The organism is uncultured Aquabacterium sp. (assembly GCF_947366995.1).
Lineage (GTDB): Bacteria > Pseudomonadota > Gammaproteobacteria > Burkholderiales > Burkholderiaceae_C > Aquabacterium.
On the sequence record NZ_CANBCC010000006.1, the window covers coordinates 1 to 22533 of the forward strand.

At 66.4% G+C, this 22533-nt stretch carries 19 protein-coding genes and 1 tRNA gene; 15 read left to right on the top strand and 5 right to left on the bottom strand.

What is annotated here, in order from left to right:
- The first annotated feature begins 347 nt into the window (after positions 1–347).
- The 6 genes from Q0Z44_RS03105 to Q0Z44_RS03130 all read left to right on the top strand — a co-directional run bounded on the left by Q0Z44_RS03105 (position 348) and on the right by Q0Z44_RS03130 (position 4915).
- The gene (locus Q0Z44_RS03105; RefSeq protein ID WP_298010155.1) at positions 348–1598 is read left to right on the top strand and encodes a DUF1688 family protein; all 1251 of its coding nucleotides are present in this window, start codon (positions 348–350) and stop codon (positions 1596–1598) included.
- A 24-nt stretch (positions 1599–1622) separates the two neighbouring features.
- The gene (gene upp / locus Q0Z44_RS03110; protein WP_298010158.1) at positions 1623–2264 is read left to right on the top strand and encodes a uracil phosphoribosyltransferase; all 642 of its coding nucleotides are present in this window, start codon (positions 1623–1625) and stop codon (positions 2262–2264) included.
- A gap of 15 nt (positions 2265–2279) precedes the next feature.
- Positions 2280–3551: an amidohydrolase family protein gene (locus tag Q0Z44_RS03115; RefSeq protein WP_298010161.1), complete on the top strand. Its 1272-nt coding sequence runs from the start codon at positions 2280–2282 to the stop codon at positions 3549–3551.
- A 52-nt stretch (positions 3552–3603) separates the two neighbouring features.
- A tRNA-Leu gene (locus Q0Z44_RS03120) sits at positions 3604–3688 on the top strand.
- Between the two features lie 46 nt (positions 3689–3734).
- Positions 3735–4637, top strand: a complete 903-nt coding sequence (gene cysM, locus Q0Z44_RS03125) for a cysteine synthase CysM (RefSeq protein WP_298010164.1) — start codon at positions 3735–3737, stop codon at positions 4635–4637.
- A 38-nt stretch (positions 4638–4675) separates the two neighbouring features.
- The gene (locus Q0Z44_RS03130; RefSeq protein ID WP_298010371.1) at positions 4676–4915 is read left to right on the top strand and encodes a sulfurtransferase TusA family protein; all 240 of its coding nucleotides are present in this window, start codon (positions 4676–4678) and stop codon (positions 4913–4915) included.
- 34 nt (positions 4916–4949) lie between these two features.
- Here the strand turns inward: Q0Z44_RS03130 and ruvB are convergent, their stop codons facing one another.
- Positions 4950–6065, bottom strand: coding sequence for a Holliday junction branch migration DNA helicase RuvB (ruvB, locus tag Q0Z44_RS03135; RefSeq protein WP_298010167.1), 1116 nt, complete (start codon positions 6063–6065; stop codon positions 4950–4952).
- 313 nt (positions 6066–6378) lie between these two features.
- Here ruvB and Q0Z44_RS03140 point away from each other — a divergent pair, with 313 nt between their 5' ends.
- On the top strand, positions 6379–7425 hold the full coding sequence (locus Q0Z44_RS03140; protein WP_298010170.1) for a porin: 1047 nt from the start codon (positions 6379–6381) through the stop codon (positions 7423–7425).
- Between the two features lie 274 nt (positions 7426–7699).
- Positions 7700–8986 carry a porin gene (locus Q0Z44_RS03145; protein WP_298010173.1) on the top strand — a complete coding sequence of 429 codons (1287 nt, stop codon included), beginning with the start codon at positions 7700–7702 and terminating at the stop codon, positions 8984–8986.
- 140 nt (positions 8987–9126) lie between these two features.
- On the opposite strand, the gene lysA is transcribed toward Q0Z44_RS03145, so the two are convergent.
- Complete coding sequence (gene lysA, locus Q0Z44_RS03150; RefSeq protein WP_298010176.1) at positions 9127–10398, bottom strand: diaminopimelate decarboxylase; 1272 nt, start codon at positions 10396–10398, stop codon at positions 9127–9129.
- Positions 10395–10610, bottom strand: coding sequence for a lipoprotein (locus tag Q0Z44_RS18285; protein ID WP_109037240.1), 216 nt, complete (start codon positions 10608–10610; stop codon positions 10395–10397). Before Q0Z44_RS18285 ends, lysA begins: the two co-directional genes overlap by 4 nt.
- Before the next feature lie 24 nt (positions 10611–10634).
- On the opposite strand from Q0Z44_RS18285, the gene cyaY reads away from it, so the two are divergent.
- Positions 10635–10997, top strand: coding sequence for an iron donor protein CyaY (cyaY, locus tag Q0Z44_RS03155; RefSeq protein WP_109037239.1), 363 nt, complete (start codon positions 10635–10637; stop codon positions 10995–10997).
- Positions 10998–11013: 16 nt separating this feature from the next.
- Here cyaY and Q0Z44_RS03160 read toward each other — a convergent pair whose 3' ends face one another.
- Entirely contained in the window at positions 11014–13413 is a 2400-nt protein-coding gene (locus Q0Z44_RS03160) for a penicillin-binding protein 1A (protein WP_298010181.1), read from the bottom strand.
- Between the two features lie 243 nt (positions 13414–13656).
- Between Q0Z44_RS03160 and Q0Z44_RS03165 the strand changes: the two genes are divergently transcribed.
- Genes Q0Z44_RS03165 through Q0Z44_RS03190 form a run of 6 tightly spaced genes read left to right on the top strand, consistent with a single transcriptional unit; the run spans position 13657 to position 19363 of the window.
- Positions 13657–14736: a pilus assembly protein PilM gene (locus Q0Z44_RS03165; RefSeq protein WP_109038388.1), complete on the top strand. Its 1080-nt coding sequence runs from the start codon at positions 13657–13659 to the stop codon at positions 14734–14736.
- Positions 14733–15428 (top strand): PilN domain-containing protein, encoded by a 696-nt coding sequence (locus tag Q0Z44_RS03170; protein ID WP_298010187.1) that lies wholly within the window; start codon positions 14733–14735, stop codon positions 15426–15428. Before Q0Z44_RS03165 ends, Q0Z44_RS03170 begins: the two co-directional genes overlap by 4 nt.
- A 9-nt stretch (positions 15429–15437) precedes the next feature.
- Positions 15438–16112, top strand: coding sequence for a type 4a pilus biogenesis protein PilO (locus Q0Z44_RS03175; RefSeq protein ID WP_298010190.1), 675 nt, complete (start codon positions 15438–15440; stop codon positions 16110–16112).
- Positions 16112–16645 carry a pilus assembly protein PilP gene (locus Q0Z44_RS03180; RefSeq protein ID WP_245932784.1) on the top strand — a complete coding sequence of 178 codons (534 nt, stop codon included), beginning with the start codon at positions 16112–16114 and terminating at the stop codon, positions 16643–16645. The genes Q0Z44_RS03175 and Q0Z44_RS03180 overlap by 1 nt, the downstream gene beginning before the upstream one ends.
- A gap of 23 nt (positions 16646–16668) precedes the next feature.
- Entirely contained in the window at positions 16669–18804 is a 2136-nt protein-coding gene (locus Q0Z44_RS03185) for a type IV pilus secretin PilQ (protein WP_298010193.1), read from the top strand.
- Between the two features lie 10 nt (positions 18805–18814).
- Positions 18815–19363 carry a shikimate kinase gene (locus tag Q0Z44_RS03190; protein ID WP_298010196.1) on the top strand — a complete coding sequence of 183 codons (549 nt, stop codon included), beginning with the start codon at positions 18815–18817 and terminating at the stop codon, positions 19361–19363.
- Positions 19364–19478: 115 nt separating this feature from the next.
- Here the strand turns inward: Q0Z44_RS03190 and Q0Z44_RS03195 are convergent, their stop codons facing one another.
- Positions 19479–22313 (bottom strand): valine--tRNA ligase, encoded by a 2835-nt coding sequence (locus Q0Z44_RS03195; protein ID WP_298010199.1) that lies wholly within the window; start codon positions 22311–22313, stop codon positions 19479–19481.
- Positions 22314–22533 lie beyond the last annotated feature (220 nt).

A 22533-nucleotide genomic window follows, 5' to 3' on the forward strand; every position in this document is an offset into this window, starting at 1 on the left:
GGGGTAGAAGAACGGCCCTTGCACCGGCCACAGGGCCATGAACTGCGACAACATCCCGCCGAGAGCGAGGTCCAGACAGAACACGCCCACATTCACGAGGAGCAGGGCCTGAGTGATCGGGGGCATCGGAGGCATGCGCGTGTGGTTTCCTCAGTCAGTGAGCCGACATCATAGGGCCGGCCGCCTGCCCGCATCGCACCCGCGGCCCGGATCCCTGGCCAGGAGCGTGGGAGCGTCAGTGGCGTGGCACCTTGGCACGCAACTGGCTAAGGCAGGGAAGGGGCCGATTGCCGGGCCCCTTCTTGCAGGAGGCCGCAAACCATGTCACCTCACCCTGGGTTCCGCTCATGAGCGCCCGCCGAAATGTCGCCCCGACAGGGCTGGCCGACCGCCTCCTGTCCGCGCAGGCCGTGCGCTTGCACTGCCAGGCGCTGATGGCGCAGGCCCAGGCGGGTCTCGCCCGGCATTTCACCTGGCATCCCGAGCGCATGGCCCTCGTCTCGGCCTACGTCACGCAGGTGATCCGCGAGCGGCATCCAGATCTTCGGGTGCCACGCCACAGCCGCTGGCGCCATTTCGCGGCGGGCAACGTGGACCGTTGGGCGCAGGTCGCTTCGCGCCACGGCCTGGATCGCCCCGCGATGCGGCTGGAGCGGGCTCGGGCCCGTGTCGATCTGGCCGTGATCAGCGTGCTGCTCGATGCCAGTGCGGGCGCAGCGTGGGGCTATGCCGACCTGTCGACGGGCCAGCAACTGGCCGGGGCCGAAGGGCTGGGCGTGGCGAGTCTGCACTGGTGGGCCGGCGGCGCCCTGTCCAGCGACCCCCACCATCCGTGTCGTGCGGATGCCGTCGGGCTGGAGCGCCTGCCGACCGCTGATCTGGCGCTGGCCTTTCAGGTGAATGAGCACAACGTGCTGCCGGGGTTGGAAGGGCGGGCCAATCTGTTGCGCCAGCTTGCACTCGCGCTGCGCAGCCATCCCGATGTCTATGGCCACCCCGAGGCCTCCGGTCTGCGGCCCGGCCACCTGGTCGACACGCTCTTGCGGCGGTCTCCCACGGGTTGCGTGCACGCTGAAGCCGTGTTGCGCCTGCTGCTCACCACCCTGGGCGGCATCTGGCCCGAGCGACCCGCGCTGGACGGCATCCCGCTCGGCGACTGCTGGCCCCACCCCGATGTCCCGGGTGGCTGGGTGCCGCTGCACCAGCTGAGCCAGTGGATGACCTATGCGCTCGTCGAGCCGCTGGAAGAGGCCGGCCTCACCGTGGTGGGGCTCGATGAGCTGACGGCCTTGCCCGATTGCCGCAACGGAGGCCTGCTGCTCGACCTGGGGCTCCTGCAGGCGCGCGACCGTGCCTTCCACACCACGCGGTGGCGTGCCGACGCCGAGCCCATCGTCGAATGGCGTGCGCTCACCGTGGTGATCATGGATCATCTGGCCGAGGCGGTGCGCGGCGAGTTGCGGCTCACGCCCGAGCAACTGCCGCTGTCGCGCGTGCTGGAAGGGGGCAGCTGGGCCGCGGGCCGTCGCATCGCGCAGGCCAAGCGCCCCGGTGGCCCGCCCCCCGTGCACATCGACAGCGATGGCACCGTGTTCTGATCGACCTTCGATGCATTGCGAACCATGACCACCGACTTTCCGAACCTCACGCTCGTTGACCACCCGCTCGTCCAGCACAAGCTGACATGGCTGCGCGCCGAAGAGACGAACACCGACTCCTTCCGCAACCTGCTCCGCGAGGTCAGCCAGATGCTGGTCTACGAGGCCACGCGCGACCTGCCCACCGAGCTGCAGACCATCCGCACGCCGATCTGCGAGATGCAGTCCCCGATCATCAGCGGCAAGAAGCTGTGCCTCGTGTCCATCCTGCGCGCCGGCAACGGCCTGCTGGATGGCGCCCTGTCCGTGCTGCCGCTGGCGCGCGTGGCCCACCTGGGCCTGTACCGGGATCCGCAGACCCTGCAGCCCGTCGAGTACTACTTCAAGGCGCCGTCCGACATCGCCGAGCGCCAGATCATCGTCGTCGACCCCATGCTCGCCACCGGCAACTCGGCCGTGGCCGCCATCGACCGCATCAAGGCCCTGGGCTGCGGCAGCATCAAGCTGCTGTGCCTGCTGGGCGCGCCCGAAGGCGTGCGCAACATGCTCGAACACCACCCCGACGTGCCCATCGTCATGGCCGCGCTCGACAGCCACCTCAACGACCACGGCTACATCGTGCCCGGCCTCGGCGACGCCGGCGACCGCATCTTCGGCACGGTCTGACGAAAGGGCCCCACGGTGCTCGACCTCCTCATCCGCCACTGCACGCTGCCCGACGGGCGCACCGACCAGGACGTCGGCATCCAGAACGGCCGCATCATCGCGGTGCAGCCGGCGCTCGCGTCGCAGGCTGCCACCGAGGTCGACGCCCAGGGCCAGCTGCTCACACCCCCCTTCGTCGACGCCCACTTCCACATGGACTCGACGCTGAGCTACGGCCAGCCCCGGGTCAACGCGTCCGGCACGCTGCTGGAAGGCATCGCGCTGTGGGGCGAGCTCAAGCCCCTGCTCACGCAGCAGGCCCTCGTCGAGCGGGCCCTGGCGTACTGCGACTGGGCCGTGGCCCGGGGGCTGCTCGCCATCCGCTCGCACGTCGACGTGTGCGATCCGCGCCTGCTGGCGGTCGAGGCCCTGCTGCACGTGCGTGAGCGCGTGAAGCCCTATCTGGATCTGCAGCTGGTGGCGTTCCCGCAGGACGGCGTCCTGCGCAGCCCGGGTGCGCTCGACACCCTGCGTCGCGCGCTCGACATGGGCGTCGACGTCGTGGGTGGGATCCCGCATTTCGAGCGCACGGCCGAGCAGGGCGCGGAATCCGTTCGCCTGCTGTGCGAGCTGGCCGCCGAGCGCGGCCTGCGCGTCGACCTGCACTGCGACGAAACCGACGACCCCCTTTCGCGCCACATCGAGACGCTGGCTTTTCACGCGCAGCGGTTGGGCCTGCAGGGCCGGGTGGCCGGCTCGCACCTCACCTCCATGCACAGCATGGACAACTACTACGTCAGCAAGCTGCTGCCCCTGATGCGCGAGGCCGGCGTGGCCGCCATCGCTAACCCGCTCATCAACATCACCCTGCAGGGCCGCCACGACACCTACCCCAAGCGCCGCGGCATGACCCGCGTGCCCGAGCTGCTCGCCGCCGGCATCCCGGTCGCCTTCGGACACGACTGTGTGATGGACCCCTGGTACGGCCTGGGCAGTGGCGACATGCTCGAGGTCGCCCACATGGGGCTGCATGTGGCGCAGATGACGAGCCAGACCGCGATGCGGCAGTGCTTCGACGCCGTCACCGCCACCCCGGCCGCCATCCTCGGCCTGGACGGCTACGGCATCGCCCCTGGCTGCCGAGCCGATCTGGTGTTGTTGCAGGCACGAGACCCGGTAGAGGCCATCCGCCTGCGTGCCACCCGTCTGATGGTGTGGCGTGCTGGCCAACTGGTGGCGCAAACGCCGCCTGCCACCGCCACCCTTCGCCTGCCGGGCCGGCCAGCCGGTGTGTCGTTCCAGCCGTGACGCGGCGCAGCGGGACGTCACCCCTGTGCTATCCTTTTGGTCTTTCCCCCGTGCCCTGGTGGTGAAATTGGTAGACGCGCCGGATTCAAAATCCGGTTCCGCAAGGAGTGCCGGTTCGAGTCCGGCCCGGGGCACCAGTCGGGCCGCCCGTGAGGGCTTCGGCAGCCTGCCACAATAGCGGGCATGCACTACCCGACCCTCGAAGACGCCATCGGCAAGACCCCGCTCGTCCGCCTGCAACGGGTGCCCGGCGCCGACAACGACGCCCGCGGCAACGTGATCCTCGCCAAGCTCGAGGGCAACAACCCGGCCGGCTCCGTCAAGGACCGTCCCGCGATCAACATGATTCGCCGTGCCGAAGAGCGCGGCCACATCAAGCCCGGCGACACGCTGATCGAGGCCACCTCGGGCAACACCGGCATCGCGCTCGCCATGGCGGCCGCCATCCGCGGGTACCGCATGATCCTCATCATGCCGGAGGACCTCTCCATCGAGCGCGCGCAGACCATGAAGGCCTTCGGCGCCGAGCTCATCCTCACGCCCAAGAGCGGCGGCATGGAATACGCCCGCGACCTGGCCGACCAGATGGTGCGCGAAGGCAAGGGCGTGGTGCTCGATCAGTTCGCCAACCCCGACAACCCCGCGGTGCATTACGACACCACGGGCCCCGAGATCTGGGCCGACACCCAGGGCCGCATCACCCACTTCGTGAGCGCCATGGGCACCACCGGCACCATCACCGGCACCTCGCGCTTCCTGAAAGAGCAGAACCCCGAGGTGCGCATCGTCGGTGCCCAGCCCCAGGAAGGCTCGCGCATCCCCGGCATCCGCAAGTGGCCCGAAGCGTACCTGCCCAAGATTTACGAACCGAGCCGGGTCGACGAACTGTTCTATGTGGGCCAGGCCGATGCCGAAGACATGGCCCGCCGCCTCGCACGCGAGGAAGGGCTGTTCTGTGGCATCTCCGCTGCCGGTGCCTGCTGGGCGGCACTGCAACTGGCGCAGAATCTGAGCAACGCCACGATTGTCTTCATCGTGTGTGACCGAGGCGACCGCTATCTCTCCACCGGCGTCTTCCCGGCCTGACGACCGGCGTTCCCCCTGAAAAGGCACCAGCCATGTCCATCACCATCGCCAAAGAACTCGACGCCCGCGGCCTGACCTGCCCGCTGCCCATCCTCAAGGCCAAGAAGGCGCTGTCCGACATGCACAGCGGCGAAGTCCTCAAGGTGCTGGCCACCGACCCCGGTTCGGTGCGCGACTTCCAGGCCTTCGCCCGCCAGACCGGCAACGAACTGATCGACCAGCAGGCCGACGAAGCCGGGGGCCGCGAGGAATTCGTCCACCTGCTGCGCCGCCGCTGAATCATTGGGGCGGCCCTCGACGGGCCGCGGCCAGTCAGATCCCGTCCAGCAGGTCGCCCGCCTGTGGCGGCTGCAGCCCCAGATGCCGGAACGCCGTCGCCGTGGCCACGCGCCCGCGCGGCGTGCGCTGCAGGTAACCCTGCTGAATCAGATACGGCTCGATCACGTCTTCGATCGTGTCGCGCGCCTCGCCAATGGCCGCGGCCACGTTGTCCAGTCCCACCGGCCCGCCATCGAAGCGGTGGATGATGGCCTCCAGCAGCTTGCGGTCCATCACATCAAAGCCCACCGGGTCCACGTCCAGCATGGCCAGGGCTTTGTCGGCCATGGGCCGGGTGATGCGCCCATCGCCCTTGACCTCGGCGTAGTCGCGCACACGCCGCAGCAGGCGGTTCGCAATCCGGGGCGTGCCCCGTGAACGTCTCGCCACCTCCATCGCGCCTTCTTCGTCAATCGGCGCGCCCAGCAACCGGGCCGAGCGCGTCACGATGCGTCCCAGTTCCTCGGCGGAATAGAACTCCAGTCGTGCGACGATGCCGAAGCGGTCCCGCAAGGGGTTCGTCAGCATGCCGGCCCGCGTCGTGGCACCCACCAGCGTGAACGGCTGCAGATCCAGCTTGATCGACCGCGCCGCTGGCCCTTCGCCAATCATGATGTCGATCTGGTAATCCTCCAGCGCCGGGTAGAGGATTTCCTCCACCACGGGGCTCAGTCGGTGGATCTCGTCAATGAACAGCACATCATGCCGCTCGAGGTTGGTCAGGATGGCCGCCAGATCCTTCGGCTTTTCCAGCACCGGGCCCGAGGTCTGCCGCAGGTTCACCCCCAGCTCGGTCGCGATGATGTGGCTCAGCGTCGTCTTGCCCAGCCCCGGGGGGCCGAACAACAGCACGTGGTCGAGCGCCTCCTGACGCTTGCGCGCTGCGCCGATGAAGATTTCGAGCTGCTCCCGGGCCTTGGCCTGACCGACATACTCGTCGAGGTCCTTCGGGCGCAACGCCCGCTCCAGCGCATCCTCGTTGCTGGACGCCACCGAAGCGCCCACCACACGGTCTGCGGCCCCCAGCTCTTCCAGAAAGGGCGAGGCCGCACCCCCGCTGCGTGTCTTGCGGGCAGGGGCCGGACTGAAGTCGTCGGTCTGGATACTCATACAGTGATTATCGGCCGATCCGGCCCGTGCAGACAGCACGTGTGTCGCCGTTTTGCGAGCGCGTGCAGGCCCTCCCCACATGGCTGGTTCGCCGGGATTTCCGGACATCTTTGTTGCACGATGGCAACGCAAGCCGGTGGAGAGACCCGTTTATGACAACCGTGTCATCACGTTCCCGGAAAAAGTCTGCTGCAATGCATCTCAGTTTCAGACGGACCTGCCGGTTTTCGCGTCGGCAAGTTTTCATACGGTGAATCCCTTGTGGTCCCCATCGCAACCCGTCTGAAGCGTTCGAAACTAACTGGAGAAGTCCATGAAAAAGACTCTGCTGGCTCTGGCTGCCATCGCCGCATCCTCTGCTTCCTTCGCTCAATCGTCCGTCACCCTGTACGGCGTGGTCGACGCCTCGCTGGAAAGCGTCAAGGGCGGCGATAACACCGTGACCCGCGTGTCGTCGGACAACCTGGCCACCTCGCGTCTGGGTTTCCGTGGCACGGAAGACCTGGGTGGCGGCCTGAAGGGCAACTTCGTTCTGGAAACCGCTGTCAAGGCTGACACGGGCGCCCAGGGCAACTCCGCTCGCTTCTTCGAACGCGCCGCATGGCTGGGTCTGTCCGGTGGCTTCGGCGAACTGCGCCTGGGTCGTCAGGATTCGTCGGCTGGCCTGCTGGTCGGCAACACCGCGCTGCTGGGCGCTCAGGGCTATGACGACTTCAAGATCGCCGGCACGTTCGCTGGTGACAAGTACCGTCGCCTGGACAACACCGTGACCTATGTGGCTCCCGCCATGGTCCCGGGCCTGACTGCCCAAGTGCAATACAGCACCGCTGCTGGCACGTCGGCTGCTGCTGGCACCGAAACCTACGGCGTTGACACCGGCAAGACCTGGGGCTTCAACGCCCAGTACGCCGCCAACGGCCTGGTTGCTGGCCTGGGTTATCTGAACGGTAAGGCCAACGCATCTGGTTCGGAGAAGGACACCGGCGCCGTGGTTTACGCTGGCTACGACTTCTCGGTGGCCAAGCTGACCGGCTACTACAACATGGACAAGACCACCGACGCCGCTGAGATCCGCCGTCTCGTTGGCGTGCGTGTGGACGTGCCGGTGAGCCAGCAGTTCGCTGTCCAGGCTTCGGTGTCGAAGGTGAAGAACGCCACCACCGCAATCCGCGGTGACGAAGACAACGCCACCATCGTCGCTCTGAAGGGTGTCTACGCCCTGTCGAAGCGCACTTCGGTGTACGGCCTGTTCACCAACGTGAACAACGGCGACGCTGCCAACCTGAACGTGGCTGGCTATGCCAACACTGCTGGCAACACTGCCCGCGGTCTGGCTGTGGGCGTTGCTCACAAGTTCTGATTCAAGTTAATCGGACATCCCAGAAAGGGCCTTCGGGCCCTTTTTTCATGGCTACGCGCAGTGCGTGGATTCAGCCCTTCTCATAGCAGGCGCCGCTGCTTTCCTGGGCTGCCTGCACCCGCTCTTCGCCTCAACGACTTAATCCGGCAGGTCAAACCTCCCCCATCGGGTGTAGTCATTTCGCGACACATCGCGTAAACCTCAGGAGGCGCCAAACGACCGTTCCGCAACAATTTCCTCGTCCCTCTGCTGAGGGGGTACCAAGGAGAAACAAATGCAGAAATCCGTCCTCACCAGTGCTGTCACGCTGGCCCTGGCCACCTTCGGCGCTGGTGCAGCGTTTGCCCAGTCCAGTCTGACCATTTACGGCACCGCCGACGTCAGCGTCGACAACGTTCACAAGACCGCCGGCGTGCGACTCCTGCCGGCTGACCCCCGTACGCAGGGCACGGACTCCACCGTGACGCGCGTTTCCCCCAGTGCATCGTCGCAGACGGCTTTTGGCTTCAAGGGCACGGAAGACCTCGGTGGAGGCATGAAGGCGAGCTTCGTGCTGGAAGGCCAGTTGAGTCACGACACAGGTGCACTGAGCCAGGACGGTCGTATCTTCGGCCGCCAGAGCTATGTCGGCCTGACGACCCCCGTCGGTGAAATTCGCCTGGGTCGTCAATACGCCCCGATCTTCTACTCGACGGCTTTCGTGACCGGCGAGCGTTTCGGCGCCACTGACCTGTTCATCGAGGGCGGTGCCACGAACAACCTGCAGGTCCGTCAGGACAACCAGGTCAGCTACTGGGTGCAGGCCGGTGGGTTCACCGGTTCGATCGCCTATTCGCCGAATGCTGGCTCCCTGAGCAAGGTGTCGGCGGCTCGTGGCGCTGCGGCTTCGACGAACAACGGCGGTATCCTGGGTTCGGCAGGCTCGGGCTCCGAAGCCGCCGACAACACCGGCCGTGCCCTGGGCGCCTTCGGTAACTACGCGTTCAGCCCCAACTTCAACGTCACCCTGGGTCTGCACCGCAACCTCTTCGGTGGTGCTCAGTTCGGCATTTACAGCGCGGCGGCCAATGCCACCACCACCTCGACCTACCGCCTTGAGCGTTACGACGCGGCCAACCTGGGCGCCAAGTACACCTTCGAGAACGGCATCATGATCGACGGTGCGTTCGGTCAAGGTCGTTATGACTTCACCACCAGCGACAACCACATGCGTCTGCGCTTCTTCGCCATCGGCACGCGTATTCCTGTGAACCAGTGGACCTTCTCGGCCCAGGCGTCGCAGATCAAGTTTGCCAACTTCACGAAGGGCAAGGACACCGGCGTGATGCTGGGTGCCGAGTACGCACTGTCCAAGCGGACCTCGCTGTTCGCGCGTGCCGTGCAGATTCGTGACGACGAAGGCAACGCCGCTGACGCTGGCGTCGGCGCCCCGATCCAGGGCGGTCCGGACGTCATTGCCACCACGTTCGGCTTCCGCGAGACCCCGGTCTTCGCTGGCGCTGGCATCAACCCGGGCGGCACCGCTCGCTACGTGGGCGCTGGCATCCGCCACACCTTCTGATCTTCGGTGACGAGGAGACAATAAAAAGAAGAAACGGAGCCGCCCTTCGGGGCGGTTTTCCCGTTCAGACCTGACAACAACAAGCAAAAGGGGCGCCTGTGGCGCCCCTTTGTCATGCTGGCCAGGTGCGGCCCATGTGCTCAGCGCGGCATCCGGCGTTCCAGGCTGAACAGGTCGTTCACGGCCTCGCGCTCGCGCACCACCCACACCTGCTCGCCGTCCACCATCAATTCGGCGGCCCGCCCGCGCGTGTTGTAGTTGCTGGCCATTGTCATGCCATACGCCCCGGCCGACAGCACAGCCAGCACGTCGCCCGGCTGCACGGCCAGCGCGCGGTCGCGCCCCAGCCAGTCACCCGATTCGCACACCGGCCCCACCACGTCCCACACCGGCGCGTCGCCTTCGCGAACCTGCGTGTTCACGATGGCCATCCACGCTTCGTACAGCGCCGGGCGCGCCAGGTCGTTCATCGCCGCGTCCACCACGCAGAAGTTCTTGTGCTCACCCGGCTTGAGGTACATCACCTCGGTGAGCAGCACCCCGGCGTTCCCGACCAGCGAGCGACCCGGCTCGAACAGCAGCTCGCGGTGGCCATGGCCGCGCGCGTCAATGCGGGCCAGCAGCTGGCCGATCAGCACGTCGGCGCCGGGTGGCGTCTCGTCGGTGTAGGTGATGCCCAGGCCACCGCCCAGGTCCAGATGGTGGATCGGCACGCCGGCCGCCTCGATGGCTTCGACCAGGTCCAGCACGCGATCCAGGGCGTCAAGGTAAGGCGACACCTCGGTGATCTGCGAGCCGATGTGGCAGTCGATCCCCGTCACCGCGATGCCAGGCAGGCTGGCGGCGCGGCGGTAGGTGGCCAGAGCCAGTTCGTGCGCCACGCCGAACTTGTTGCCTTTCAGTCCGGTCGAGATATAGGGGTGCGTGCCGGCATCCACATCCGGATTCACGCGCAGGCTGACTTGTGCCGTGCGCCCCAGGCCCGAGGCCACTTGCGAAAGCACCTCCAGTTCAGCGGTGCTCTCCACGTTGAAGCAGCGCACGCCGGCCTCCAGGGCCTGCTTCATCTCGGCGCGCGTCTTGCCCACGCCCGAGAAGACGACCTTGGCCGGATCGCCGCCGGCGGCCAGCACGCGGGCCAGCTCGCCGCCCGACACGATGTCGAAGCCGCAGCCGGCCTCGGCAAAGGTTTGCAGCACGGCGAGGTTCGAGTTGGCCTTCACCGCGTAGCATACGAGGTGAGGGCGGCCCTGCAGCGCCTTCTGATAGGGCGCGAGCGCCGCGAGCATGGCCTGGCGCGAGTACACGTACAGCGGCGTGCCGTGCGTCTGAGCAAGGGCCTTCAGCGAAACGCCTTCCAGGTGAAGGTCATTGCCGCGGTAGGCCAGGAAGGGGGAGCCGGGAAGGGTCATTTTCTGGGGAGGGTTGGGGGTGGCGGTTCGCTGCCGTCTCGGTCGGGCAGGTAGAGCGAGCCTTTCTGGCCGCAGGCCGACAGGCCCGCGAGGACGCCAAGCAGCGCGCACGCCACAACGGCGCGGCGCCGGCCCCACGTTTTCAGTGGAGATCGGTCGGTGCGGTGCCCTTGCGGTTCCGGGCTGCCTAGAATTTCGAACTTGCGACTCATTCCGACATTCTAAGGATCCCTGCCATGAGCACCTCCCTCGATACGACCTCCGGGCTCACCGACGCCCAGTACGACGAGGCGATCCGGGTCGCGCTCGCGCGCATCGAAACCACCGTGGACCGCTGGCTCGAGGACGACGTGATCGACATCGACTCGGCGCGCACTGGCAGCATGATCACGCTGTCACTGCCGAACCGCAGTCAGCTCATCGTCAATGCGCAGCCGCCGTTGCACGAGCTGTGGCTCGCGGCCCGGCGCGGCGGCTTCCATTTCCGCCACGACCTTGCCACGGGCCGGTGGCTGGACACGCGCACGGGCGAGGAATTCTTCAGCCTGCTTTCCAGTTGCGCCAGCGAACAGGGCAATTGCCCCGGCCTGCAGTTCTGACGGCAGGCGAGGCAGCTCAGGGCTGCTTGTCGCCGCCAAACATGTCGAGAATGCCGCGCTTTTCCTCCGGCGAGGTGGGGGGCGGCGCGCTGGCCGGTGAGTCACTGCCGTCCGGTGCCAGTTCGCGCACGCCCGTGCCCGCGGTGTATTCCTCGTAGAACCACTCGCCGCCGATCTGTACCACGCCGGGCGGCACCGCGGGCTCGGTCACCGGGGTATCCCGCAGCGCCGTGCCCATGAATTCGATCCATACCGGCAGCGCCAGACCACCGCCTGTCTCGCGGTCACCCAGCTTGCGCGGCTGGTCGTAGCCGATCCACACCACCGCCACATTGGTGCTGCTGTAGCCCGCAAACCAGGCGTCCATCGAGTCGTTGGTCGTGCCGGTCTTGCCGTACAGGTCCGGGCGCTTGAGTGTGGCCTGCGCGCGTGCGGCGGTGCCCGAGCGGGTCACCTCCTGCAGCAGGCTGGTCATGATGAACGCGTTGCGCGCGTCGATGCTGCGCATGCGTTCGTCCAGCGGCGTGGGGCGGTTCTGCGCCAGCACCATGCCGCGGTTGTCGGTCACGCGCGTCACCAGCATGGGGTTCACGCGGTAGCCCCCGTTGGCAAAGACCGCATAGGCATTCGCCATCTGCAGCGGCGTCACAGAGCCGGCGCCCAGCGCCATCGTCAGGTAGGCCGGGTGCTTCTCGGCGTCGAACCCGAAGCGCGTGATCCAGTCCTGGGCGTAGCGCGCACCGACCGACTTCAGCACGCGGATCGAAATCATGTTTTTCGACTTCGCGAGCCCGCGGCGCAGGGACATCGGGCCTTCGTACTTGCCGTCGTAGTTCTTGGGCTCCCACGGCTGGCTGCCGGTCACGCCGGTGTCGAAGAACAGCGGGGCATCATTGACCGTCGTGGCAGGGGTGAACCCCTTTTCGAGGGCGGCCGAATAGATGAAGGGCTTGAAGCTCGAGCCCGGCTGCCGCCACGCCTGGGTGACGTGGTTGAACTTGTTGCGGCGGAAATCGAAGCCGCCCACCATGGCGCGGATCAGGCCCGTGCGCGGGTCCATCGACACAAAGGCCCCCTCGACGTCGGGCAGCTGCTGCACGAACCATTTGCCATCACCGTTGCGGTTGACCCGGATGATGGCGCCGCGGCGGATCTGATGCTTGGGGCTGGCCTTGTCGGTCAACGCCTGCCCCACGGCCTTCAGGCCCTCGGGGCCGATCACCAGCTGCTCGCCGCTCTGCAGCACGGCGACGATCTGGCGGGGCTCGGCCTGCAGCACCACGGCGGCGCGGTTGGTGTCGCTGTCCGGGTGGTCTTCCAGCGCCTCGGCCACGCGCACGTCGACCTGTCTGGGGTCGCTCGGCAGCTCGATGGAGCCCTGCGGCCCACGCCACGCCTGGCGCCGGTCATAGTCCAGCAGGCCCTTGCGCAAGGCCGTCCAGGCGGCGGTCTGCTCCGCCATGTCGATCGACGTGTAGACGTTCAGGCCGCGCGTGTAGGCCTCGGCGCCGTACTGTTCGATCATCAGCAGGCGAGCGGCTTCGGCTGCGTAATCCGCGTGCAGCGGGATCGGGGCCTTCGCCCGGTAGCGCAGCGTTTCTGCCTTGGCCACGTCGCGCTCGTCTGCGGTGATGAAGCCGTTCTCGAGCATCCGGTCGATGATGTACTGCTGCCGCAACGTGGCACGCTTCGGGTTGCGCACCGGGTTGTATGCAGACGGCGCCTTGGGCAGACCCGCGAGCATGGCGGCCTCGGCGATCGTGATCTCGCGCAGGGGCTTGCCGAAGTAGGTGTCGCAGGCCGCAGCAAAGCCATACGCCCGCTGCCCGAGGTAGATCTGGTTCATGTAGAGCTCGAGGATCTGGTCCTTGCTCAATTGACGCTCGATCTTGATCGCCAGCAGGATCTCGTAGATCTTGCGGGTGAACGTCTTTTCGGTGGGCAGGTAGAAGTTGCGTGCCACCTGCATCGTGATGGTGGACGCGCCCTGGCTACGCGACTCGCTGAAGTTCGCCAGACCGGCACGCAGCACACCGACGTAGTCGACCCCCCCGTGCTGGTAGAAACGGGCGTCTTCAATGGCCAGCACGGCGTCGCGCATCACCTTCGGGATGGCCCGGATCGGGGTGAATTCACGTTTTTCCTCGCCATATTCGCCAATCAGCACGCCGTCCGACGAATAGACGCGCAGCGGGATCTTGGGCCGGTAATCTGCAAGGCCGCGCACCTCGGGAAGGTTGGGATAGGCGACCGCCAAGCCAAGTGCGGCCAGCAGCAGCACGGACAGCACGCCGGCGAGAGCCAGTCCGCACAGGGCCGCAAGGGGGCGCAGCAGCCAGGTGACCCACCAGGGGCGGCCACGCGCGGGGGCGCCGCTGGGAGAAGGGGGGCTGGAAGGCTGCTGCGTGTCGCTCATCGTCTCTGACCGGGGAAGGTGCGCGGATTATAGAAACCAGTTGCATCCGCGCCGTTACACCACCCTGATTCGACAAGACGCATCAGATTGCGGATGTTTGCAACGGCTTGTAAGGCGTGTGCAACTCGCAACGGGACGGGGGATTCTCCTGCTTTCTCTCAGCGCAACCCCATTTTCTTTGCTGCTAGCATTGATCTGGTTTATTAACTTTCCAGCGTCGGGCCCCGACGCATGGGGGATCGTGTGAGCTTTCTTGACACGCTCTTGGGCCGCAAGCACCCGCCGATGATCGGACTGGACATCAGTTCATCGAGCGTGAAGCTGGTCGAATTGAGCCAGTCTGCATCTGGCGATTACGTATTGGAACGGTTTGCTTCAGAACCCTTCGAGAAGGGCTGGATTGCCGACGGCCAGATCGAGAAATTCGATGAGGTGGCGGAAGCGGTGCGCAAGGTCGTGACCAAGAGCGGCACGCGCACCAAGCACGTCGCGATGGCGATGCCGCAGTCGGCCGTGATCACCAAAAAGATCATGCTGCCGGCCGGCCTGCGCGAGGAAGAAATGGAGATGCAGGTGGAGGCGGAAGCCAACCAGTACATCCCGTTCTCGCTCGACGAGGTGAGCCTCGATTTCTGCGTCATCGGCCCGAGCCCGTCCTCTGCCGGCGACGTCGAGGTGATGATCGCCGCCTCCCGCAAGGACCGCGTGCAGGACAGGCAGGGTCTCGCCGAAGCCGCTGGCATGAAGCCCGCCATCCTCGACATCGAGTCCTACGCCTCGCGCCTGGCCGTGCAGCGGCTCATCGAAGCTCTGCCGGGGCAGGGCAAGGATGCGCTGGTGGCGCTGTTCGAGATCGGTGCCGAGAACACCAGCCTCAAGGTGCTGCGCGACAACGAGTTGCTGTACGACCGTGACCAGGCTTTTGGCGGCGCGCAACTGACCCAGCTCATCTCGCGTCAGTACGGTTTCTCGTTCGAGGAAGCCGAACTCAAGAAGCTGTCGGGTGACCTTCCCGAGGACTTCCAGTCGACCATCCTCGGCCCCTTTGTGGACAGCCTCTCGCAGGAGATCGGGCGCGCCTTGCAGTACTTCTTCACCAGCACGCCGCACCACAAGGTGCACTATGTGATGCTCGCCGGTGGCACTGCCACGCTGCCCGGCCTCAAGGACCGCGTGACCGAACTCACCGGCTTTGCCTCGATGGTGATCAACCCCTTCGAAGGCATGAAGCTCGGTTCGGCCGTGCGTGAAAGCAAGCTCCGCCGCGAGGCGCCTTCCTACCTGACGGCCTGTGGCCTGGCGATGCGGAGGTTCCTCGCATGATCCTCATCAACCTCCTGCCTCACCGCGAGGAAAAACGCCGGCTTCGCAAGCAGGCCTTCTTCGTCGGGCTGGGGCTGTCGGCCGTGGCCGGCGCGGTTCTGGTCGCGCTCTGGTACGTCGTCCTGCAGCAGATGACCGCCTCGCAGATGGAGCGCAACGACTTCCTGCGTGGTGCGATCACCAAGCTGGACGAAGAGATCAAGGACGTCTCGTCGCTCAAGGGCGAGATCGAGGCGCTGAAGGCCCGTCAGCGTGCCGTGGAAGACCTGCAGACCGACCGGAACATGCCGGTCTACCTGCTCAATGAGCTGGTGCGCCAGACGCCAGAAGGGGTGTACCTGACGGCCATCCGCCAGGACGGCCAGTCGGTGCTGGTCAACGGGCAGGCCCAGACCAACGAGCGTGTGGCCGAGTTCCTGCGCAACACCAATGCCAATTCCCAGTGGCTGGAGCGCGCCGACCTGCAGGAGATCAAGGCGGTGGCGAGCAACGCCCGCGACAACAAGCGCCTGTTCGACTTCTCCATGCGGGTCAGCCTGAAGCGTCCGCAGGACGTCAGCGCTGCGGCTGCCGCGGCCGCATCGGCGCCCGCCGCGCCTTCTGCGCCTTCTGCGCCTGCTCCGGGCGCATCGGCCCCGGCGGCACCCGCGTCGGCCCCTGTCGTGCCGGCCTCCGCCGCCGCGTCATCCTGAGGCAAGGCCATGGCCAAGAACATCAACATCGATCTCAACGCCTGGTTCGAGCAGGCCCAAGAGCAGTTCCGCGGGCTCAACCCCAACGAGCCCGGACAGTGGCCTTTGCTGCCCAAGCTGGCCACGTTTGCCGCCACCACCCTGGGCGTGCTGGCGTTCGGCTGGTTCACGCTGGTGTCCGGCCAGAGCGAGGAGCTCCAGGCGCAGGTGGACACCGAGCCGAGACTGAAGGAAGAGTACCGCGGCAAGGTGGCGCAAGCCGTGAACCTCAGCGAGTTGCGCAAGCAGCGCGTGCAGGTCGAGGAATACGTCAAGCAGCTGGAAAAGCAGCTGCCCGGCAAAGCCGAGATGGACGCACTGCTGTCCGACATCAACCAGGCCGGTCTGGGCCGTGGCCTCGAGTTCGAGCTGTTCCGACCGGGTCAGGTCTCGGTGAAGGACTACTACGCCGAGCTGCCGATCTCTATCAAGGTGTCCGGCCGCTACCACGACATCGGGGCCTTCACGGCCGACATCGCCAACCTGTCGCGGATCGTGACCCTGCACAACCTGGTCATCCTGGGCGTGTCGAAGGACGCGAACAGCGCGCTGTCCATGGAAGCCACGGCACGCACCTACCGCTACCTGGACCAGGCCGAAGTGGACGCCATGCGCGCCGACAAGCAGAAGGGGAAAGCCAAGTGATCCCGCAGTCTCAACGTTGGCTGACCGCGCTGCTGGGCGTGGCCCTGCTGGCCGGGTGCAGTGCCGAGCAGGATGAGCTCAACGCCTGGATGGAGCAGCAGCGCCATGAGGTGCGGCCGAGCGTCACCCCGCTGTCGCCGCCTCAGAAGTTCAACCCGCAGGCCTACAGTGGCATGGACGGCGTCGAGCCCTTCAGTGTGCAGAAGCTGACCGGCGCGCTGCGCCAGGAGGCCCGCCAGCCGAACTCGGCTGTGGCGGCCGAGCTCAACCGCCGCAAGGAGCCGCTCGAGTCCTTCCCGCTCGACAGCATGACCATGGTGGGCAGCGTCAACAAGCGCGGCACGCCCTACGCCCTGCTCAAGGTCGACAACCTGCTGTATCAGGTGAAGGCAGGCGAATACCTCGGCCAGAACTTCGGCAAGATCACCCGGATCACCGAAACCGAGATCACCTTGCGAGAGATCGTCCAGGACGCCGCGGGCGAATGGATTGAACGTCCCACGACGCTGCAACTGCAGGAGAGTGGGCGATGACATTGAAGCTGGAGAAACTGACTATGAAACCGTGGCGTATGGCGTTGGCCGGCCTCTCGCTGGCATGTGTGTCGCCGCTGTCCTGGGCTGCCGCCGCCATTCAGGCCATCAGCAGTGCTCAGCAGGCGGGTGCCGAGGTTGTGCGCATCGAGCTCAGCGAACCGCTGACCGCGTTGCCGGCCGGCTTCGTCGTGCAGACCCCCCCGCGCATTGCGATCGATCTGCCGGGCGTGACGAGCTCGCTGGCTCGCAACCAGGTCGAGATCAACCAGGGCAACCTCCGTTCGGTGAACGTGGCCCAGGCAGGTGAGCGCACCCGTCTGGTGCTCAACCTTCGCCAGGCGGCAACTTACAAGGCCCAGTTGCAGGGCAATGCGCTGCTGCTGGTTCTCGATCCGGCCGCCGCCGGCACGCCGGAATCGGCGCCGGTGGCCCGTGCGGCCAAGGCCGACGATGCGGTGCACTTCGCCGACAGCCGCAATGCCACGCCGCTGGCGCTCAAGGACATCGACTTCCGCCGTGGTCAGGATGGTGCCGGCCGGGTCGTGGTCGAATTGCCGAACAACCAGGTGGGCGTCGACATCAAGCAGCAGGGCCAGAGCCTGATGGTCGAGTTCCTCAAGACCGACCTGCCGGAGCGCCTGCGCCGCCGCTTCGATGTGACCGACTTCGGCACCCCGGTGCGTCAGATGTCGGCCAGCCAGTCGGGTGACCGCGTGCGCTTGCTGGTCGAGCCCAAGGGCGACTGGGAACACTCGGCCTACCAGACCGACAACCAGTTCGTGCTCGAGGTGCGCCAGCGCAAGGCCGATCCCAACAAGCTGACCCCGGGACCGGGCTACGCGGGTGAGCGCCTGTCGCTGAACTTCCAGAACATCGAAGTGCGCTCGCTGCTGCAAGTCATTGCCGACTTCACCAACTTCAACGTGGTGACGAGTGACAGCGTGACCGGTAACGTGACCCTGCGCCTGAAGGACGTGCCCTGGGACCAGGCGCTCGACATCATTCTGCAGGCCAAGGGCCTGGGGGTGCGCAAGTCGGGCAACGTGCTGTGGATCGCACCGAAGGACGAGATCAACGCCAAGGAAAAGCTGGATCTGGAGGCCAAGGCCCAGGTGGCCCAGCTGGAGCCCACGCGCACGCAGTCGTTCCAGCTGAACTACACCAAGGCCGAAGTCATTGCGCGGGGCCTGTTGGGCACCAGCACGGGGGGCAGCAGTGGCAGCACGGCGTCGCGCATCCTGTCGCCGCGCGGCAGTGTGATCTTCGAAACCCGCACCAACCAGCTCTTCGTCAGCGACATCCCCTCCAAGCTGGAGGAAGTGCAGCAGATGATTGCCAAGATCGACATCCCGGTGCGCCAGGTGCTGATCGAGGCCCGCATCATCGAGGCGGTCGATTCGTTCGGTCGCACGCTGGGTGCGCGTCTGGGTACTTCCAACCAAACAGCGGTGGCGTCGGCGGGCAAGCTGAACCTCGGCTTGTCCGGGAACTATTCGGGTGTGGTCGCAGAGACCGGCCAGAGCCTCAGCGGCTCGGCAGCCAGCGTCGCCAACAGCTACTTCGTGAACCTGCCGGCCCAGGCCTTGTCCACGGGTGCGTCGGCGGCCACGCTGGGCGTCTCGCTGTTCTCGTCGAGCGTGAACCATGCGCTGAACCTCGAGATCTCGGCGCTGGAAGCCGACGGCAAGGGCAAGGTCGTGTCCAGCCCGCGTGTGATCACGGCCGATCAGGTCAAGGCCATCATCGAGTCGGGTGAGGAACTGCCTTACCAGCAGGCCACGTCGAGCGGGGCGACCTCGGTCACCTTCCGCAAGGCCAACCTGAAGCTGGAAGTCACGCCGCAGATCACGCCGGAAGGCAGCATCATCATGTCGGTGGACATCAACAAGGACAGCGTGGGCCGCGTGACCACCGCCGGCTTTGCGATCAACACCAAGCACGTGGAGACCCAGGTGCTGGTCGAGAACGGCGGCACCGTGGTCATCGGTGGTATCTTCACGCAGTCCGAAGACGAAACGGAAAACAAGGTGCCGCTGCTTGGCGACATCCCGGTGGTCGGTTTCTTCTTCAAGAACAACGTCCGCAACCGTGCCCGGTCGGAGTTGCTCGTCTTCCTGACCCCGAAGGTGGTTTCGGACAAGACCGCCCTGCGTTGATCTGACCGGCTTGGTTTCTGTTGTTTCTCTGATCGGCCTGCCCGGCGGTGGCAAGACCACCGTGGGGCGCCAGCTTGCGCGGCGCCTGGGTGCCCGCTTTGTGGATGCGGACCATGTGCTGGAAGAGCGCCTCGGCATGCCGATCCGCGCGTTCTTCGAGCAGCACGGCGAACCCGCCTTCCGGGATCTGGAAGAGCAGGTCATTGACGAACTGACGGGGCACACTGGCGAGCCGCTGGTGCTGGCCACCGGTGGGGGCGCGGTGCTGCGCGAGCCCAATCGGGCCCACCTTCGCGATCGCACCACGGTGGTCTACCTGCGCTCGACGCCGGAGGAGCTGTTCCGGCGCCTCCGCCATGACACCCAGCGGCCCTTGCTGCAGGTGGCCGACCCGCTGTCCCGCTTGCGGGATCTGCACGCCCAGCGGCATCCCCTGTACGAAGAGACCGCTCACTTCTGCGTGGACACGGGCCGCCCGTCGGTGTCGATGCTGGTCGGGCTGATCCTGTCGCAACTGGAGCAGGCCGGCTGTCTGCCGAAGGACGGTGACCCCGCCTGACCGAGCGGCTGGCGCGAGTCCTGCGCCGACCTGAACGCCGAGCGAGGCATGAAAAAGGGCGCACCATGGTGCGCCCTTGTCGTTTCCGGTGAAGGGCCGCGCGGCCCCTCACGTCTCAACCCAGCCGCTGGAACTGGTCCTTCACGCGGGCGAGTGCGGCGCTGAAGTCGGCCACACGCTGCTTTTCCTGCTCGACCACGGCGGCCGGGGCGCGGGCCACGAAGCCTTCGTTGCCCAGTTTGGCTTCGGCCTTGGCGATCTCGCCCTGCAGGCGGGCGATCTCCTTCGACAGGCGCTCCTTCTCGGCGGCCACGTCGATCTCGACGTGCAGCGCCAGGCGGGCTTCGCCCTGCACAGCCACGGGGGCCATGGTGGTGGCAGCCACGAAGGCAGCCTCGTCGAGCACCTGCACTTCGCCCAGCTTGCCCAGCGCCTTGAGGATGGCACCGGCCTGGCGGATGAAGTCCGCGTCGCCGGTGGTGAGCAGGGGCACGCGCTCGGCGGGCGAGAGCTTCATCTCGCCGCGCAGGTTGCGCACGCTGCCGACCACGGCCTTCAGGCGTGCCACCCAGGCGTCGGCCGCCGGGTCGACGCGGCCCAGGTCGGCCACGGGGTAGGGCGCCACCACGATGCTGGCGTCGCTGTCGGCCTGCTTGCGGCCCGCCACCGGGGCCACCACCTGCCACAGGGCTTCGGTGATGAAGGGGGTTATGGGGTGCAGCAGGCGCAGCACGGTTTCCAGCACGCGGATCAGGGTGCGGCGGGTGGCGCGCTGCTGGGCCTCGTTGCCGGTCTGGATCTGGACCTTGGCGATTTCCAGGTACCAGTCACAGTACTCGTCCCACACGAACTGGTAGAGCGCGTTGGCGACGTTGTCGAGGCGGAACTCGGCAAAGCCCTGGGCCACGGCCGCTTCCACGCGCTGCAGCTCGCCGACGATCCACTTGTCGGCCGGGCTGAAGTCGAGGTAGCCACCGGCCGCGCAGACGCCGGGTTCGTGGGCGGCCAGACCGCAGTCGTGGCCTTCACAGTTCATCAGCACGAAGCGCGTGGCGTTCCAGAGCTTGTTGCAGAAGTTGCGGTAGCCCTCGCAGCGCTTGCTGTCGAAGTTGATGGCGCGGCCCAGGCTGGCCAGCGCAGCGAAGGTAAAGCGCAGCGCGTCGGCACCGTAGCCGGGGATGCCGTCCGGGAACTCCTTCTCGGTGGCCTTGCGCACCTTGGGTGCGATCTCGGGCTTGCGCAGGCCGCTGGTGCGCTTGTCCAGCAGCGGCGCGAGCTCGATGCCGTCGATCAGGTCGACCGGGTCGAGCACGTTGCCTTCCGACTTCGACATCTTGTTGCCCTGGGCGTCGAGCACCAGGCCGTGGATGTAGACGTGCTTGAAGGGCACCTTGCCGGTGAAGTGCTTGGTCATCATGATCATCCGGGCAACCCAGAAGAAGATGATGTCGTAGCCGGTGACCAGCACGGAGGAGGGCAGGAAGAGGTCCTGTTCCTTGGTCTGCTCGGGCCAGCCGAGCGTCGAGAACGGCACCAGCGCCGACGAGTACCAGGTGTCGAGCACGTCTTCGTCTCGGGTGAGCTCACCGGTGTAGCCGGCGGCCGTCGCCTTGGCGCGCGCGTCTTCTTCCGAGCGGGCCACGAAGACCTCGCCGTTGCTGCCGTACCAGGCCGGGATCTGGTGGCCCCACCACAGCTGGCGGCTGATGCACCAGTCCTGGATGTTCTTCATCCACTGGTTGTAGGTGTTGACCCAGTTCTCGGGCACGAACTTCACTTCGCCCGAGTCCACGGCCTCGATGGCCTGCTGGGCTATCGACTTGCCGCCGGCGCCGGGCTTGGTCATGGCCACGAACCACTGGTCGGTCAGCATGGGTTCGATGACCTGGCCGGTGCGGGCGCAGCGCGGCACCATCAGCTTGTGCTTCTTGACCTCGACCAGCAGGCCATCGGCGTCCAGTCGGGCGACCAGCTGCTTGCGGGCCACGAAGCGGTCCAGGCCCACGTACTCGGCGGGGATGTCGTTGGCTTCGTGCGCGCTGACCTTGGCTTCGAGGTCGAAGATGGTCAGCATGGGTAGCTTGTGGCGCAGGCCGACCTGGTAGTCGTTGGTGTCGTGGGCCGGGGTGACCTTGACGACGCCGGTGCCGAAGTCCTTGTCGACGTGCTCGTCGGCGATCACCGGCACCAGGCGACCGGTGATGGGCAGGCGCACCTGCTTGCCGATCAGGTGGGTGTAGCGCTCGTCTTCAGGGTGGACCATGACGGCGGTGTCGCCCAGCATGGTTTCAGGCCGGGTGGTGGCCACGACCAGGCTCGCGTCGCTGCCGTCGACGGGGTAGCGGATGTGCCACATCGAGCCTTCTTCTTCCTCGCTCTCGACCTCGAGGTCGGACACGGCGGATTTGAGGATCGGGTCCCAGCTCACCAGGCGCTTGCCGCGGTAGATCAGGCCTTCTTCATAGAGGCGCACGAAGGTGTCGGCCACGACCTTGGACAGCTTGTCGTCCATGGTGAAGTACTCGTGCTCCCACGAGACCGAGTCGCCCATGCGGCGCATCTGCTGGGTGATGGTCGAGCCGGACTGCTCCTTCCACTCCCAGATGCGGGCCACGAAGTTCTTGCGGCCGAGGTCATGGCGGGTCTGGCCCTTGTCCTGAAGCTGGCGCTCCACCACGATCTGCGTGGCGATGCCGGCGTGGTCGGTGCCCGGAATCCACAGCGTGTTGTGGCCCAGCATGCGGTGGTAGCGCGTCAACGAGTCCATGATGGTCTGGTTGAACGCGTGGCCCATGTGCAGCGTGCCCGTGACGTTGGGCGGCGGCAGCTGGATGCAGAAGGAGGGCTTGGACTCGTCGAGTGTGGGCTTGTAGAGGCCGCGTTGTTCCCACTGGGGGCCGTAGAGGGCTTCAATCGGGCCGGGTTCGAAGGATTTGGCGAGTTCGGTCATTGTGTGGTGCGGGGCGGGGCCCGGTGGGTCGTCGCACGAACGGCGTGCGCGGCGCAAAGTGCGATTTTAGGTCGGCTGCCGGCGTTCCTGTCACGCGACAGGGCTTCGCTGGAAAGCTGCCGTGGATCAAGGTCTGGCCGGGTGACCCTGTGTGTCTGCTCGGTAAAGCACTTGGCAAGCAGGGTCTTGTCGGCCTAGCATGGAACAAAGGCGGCCCACC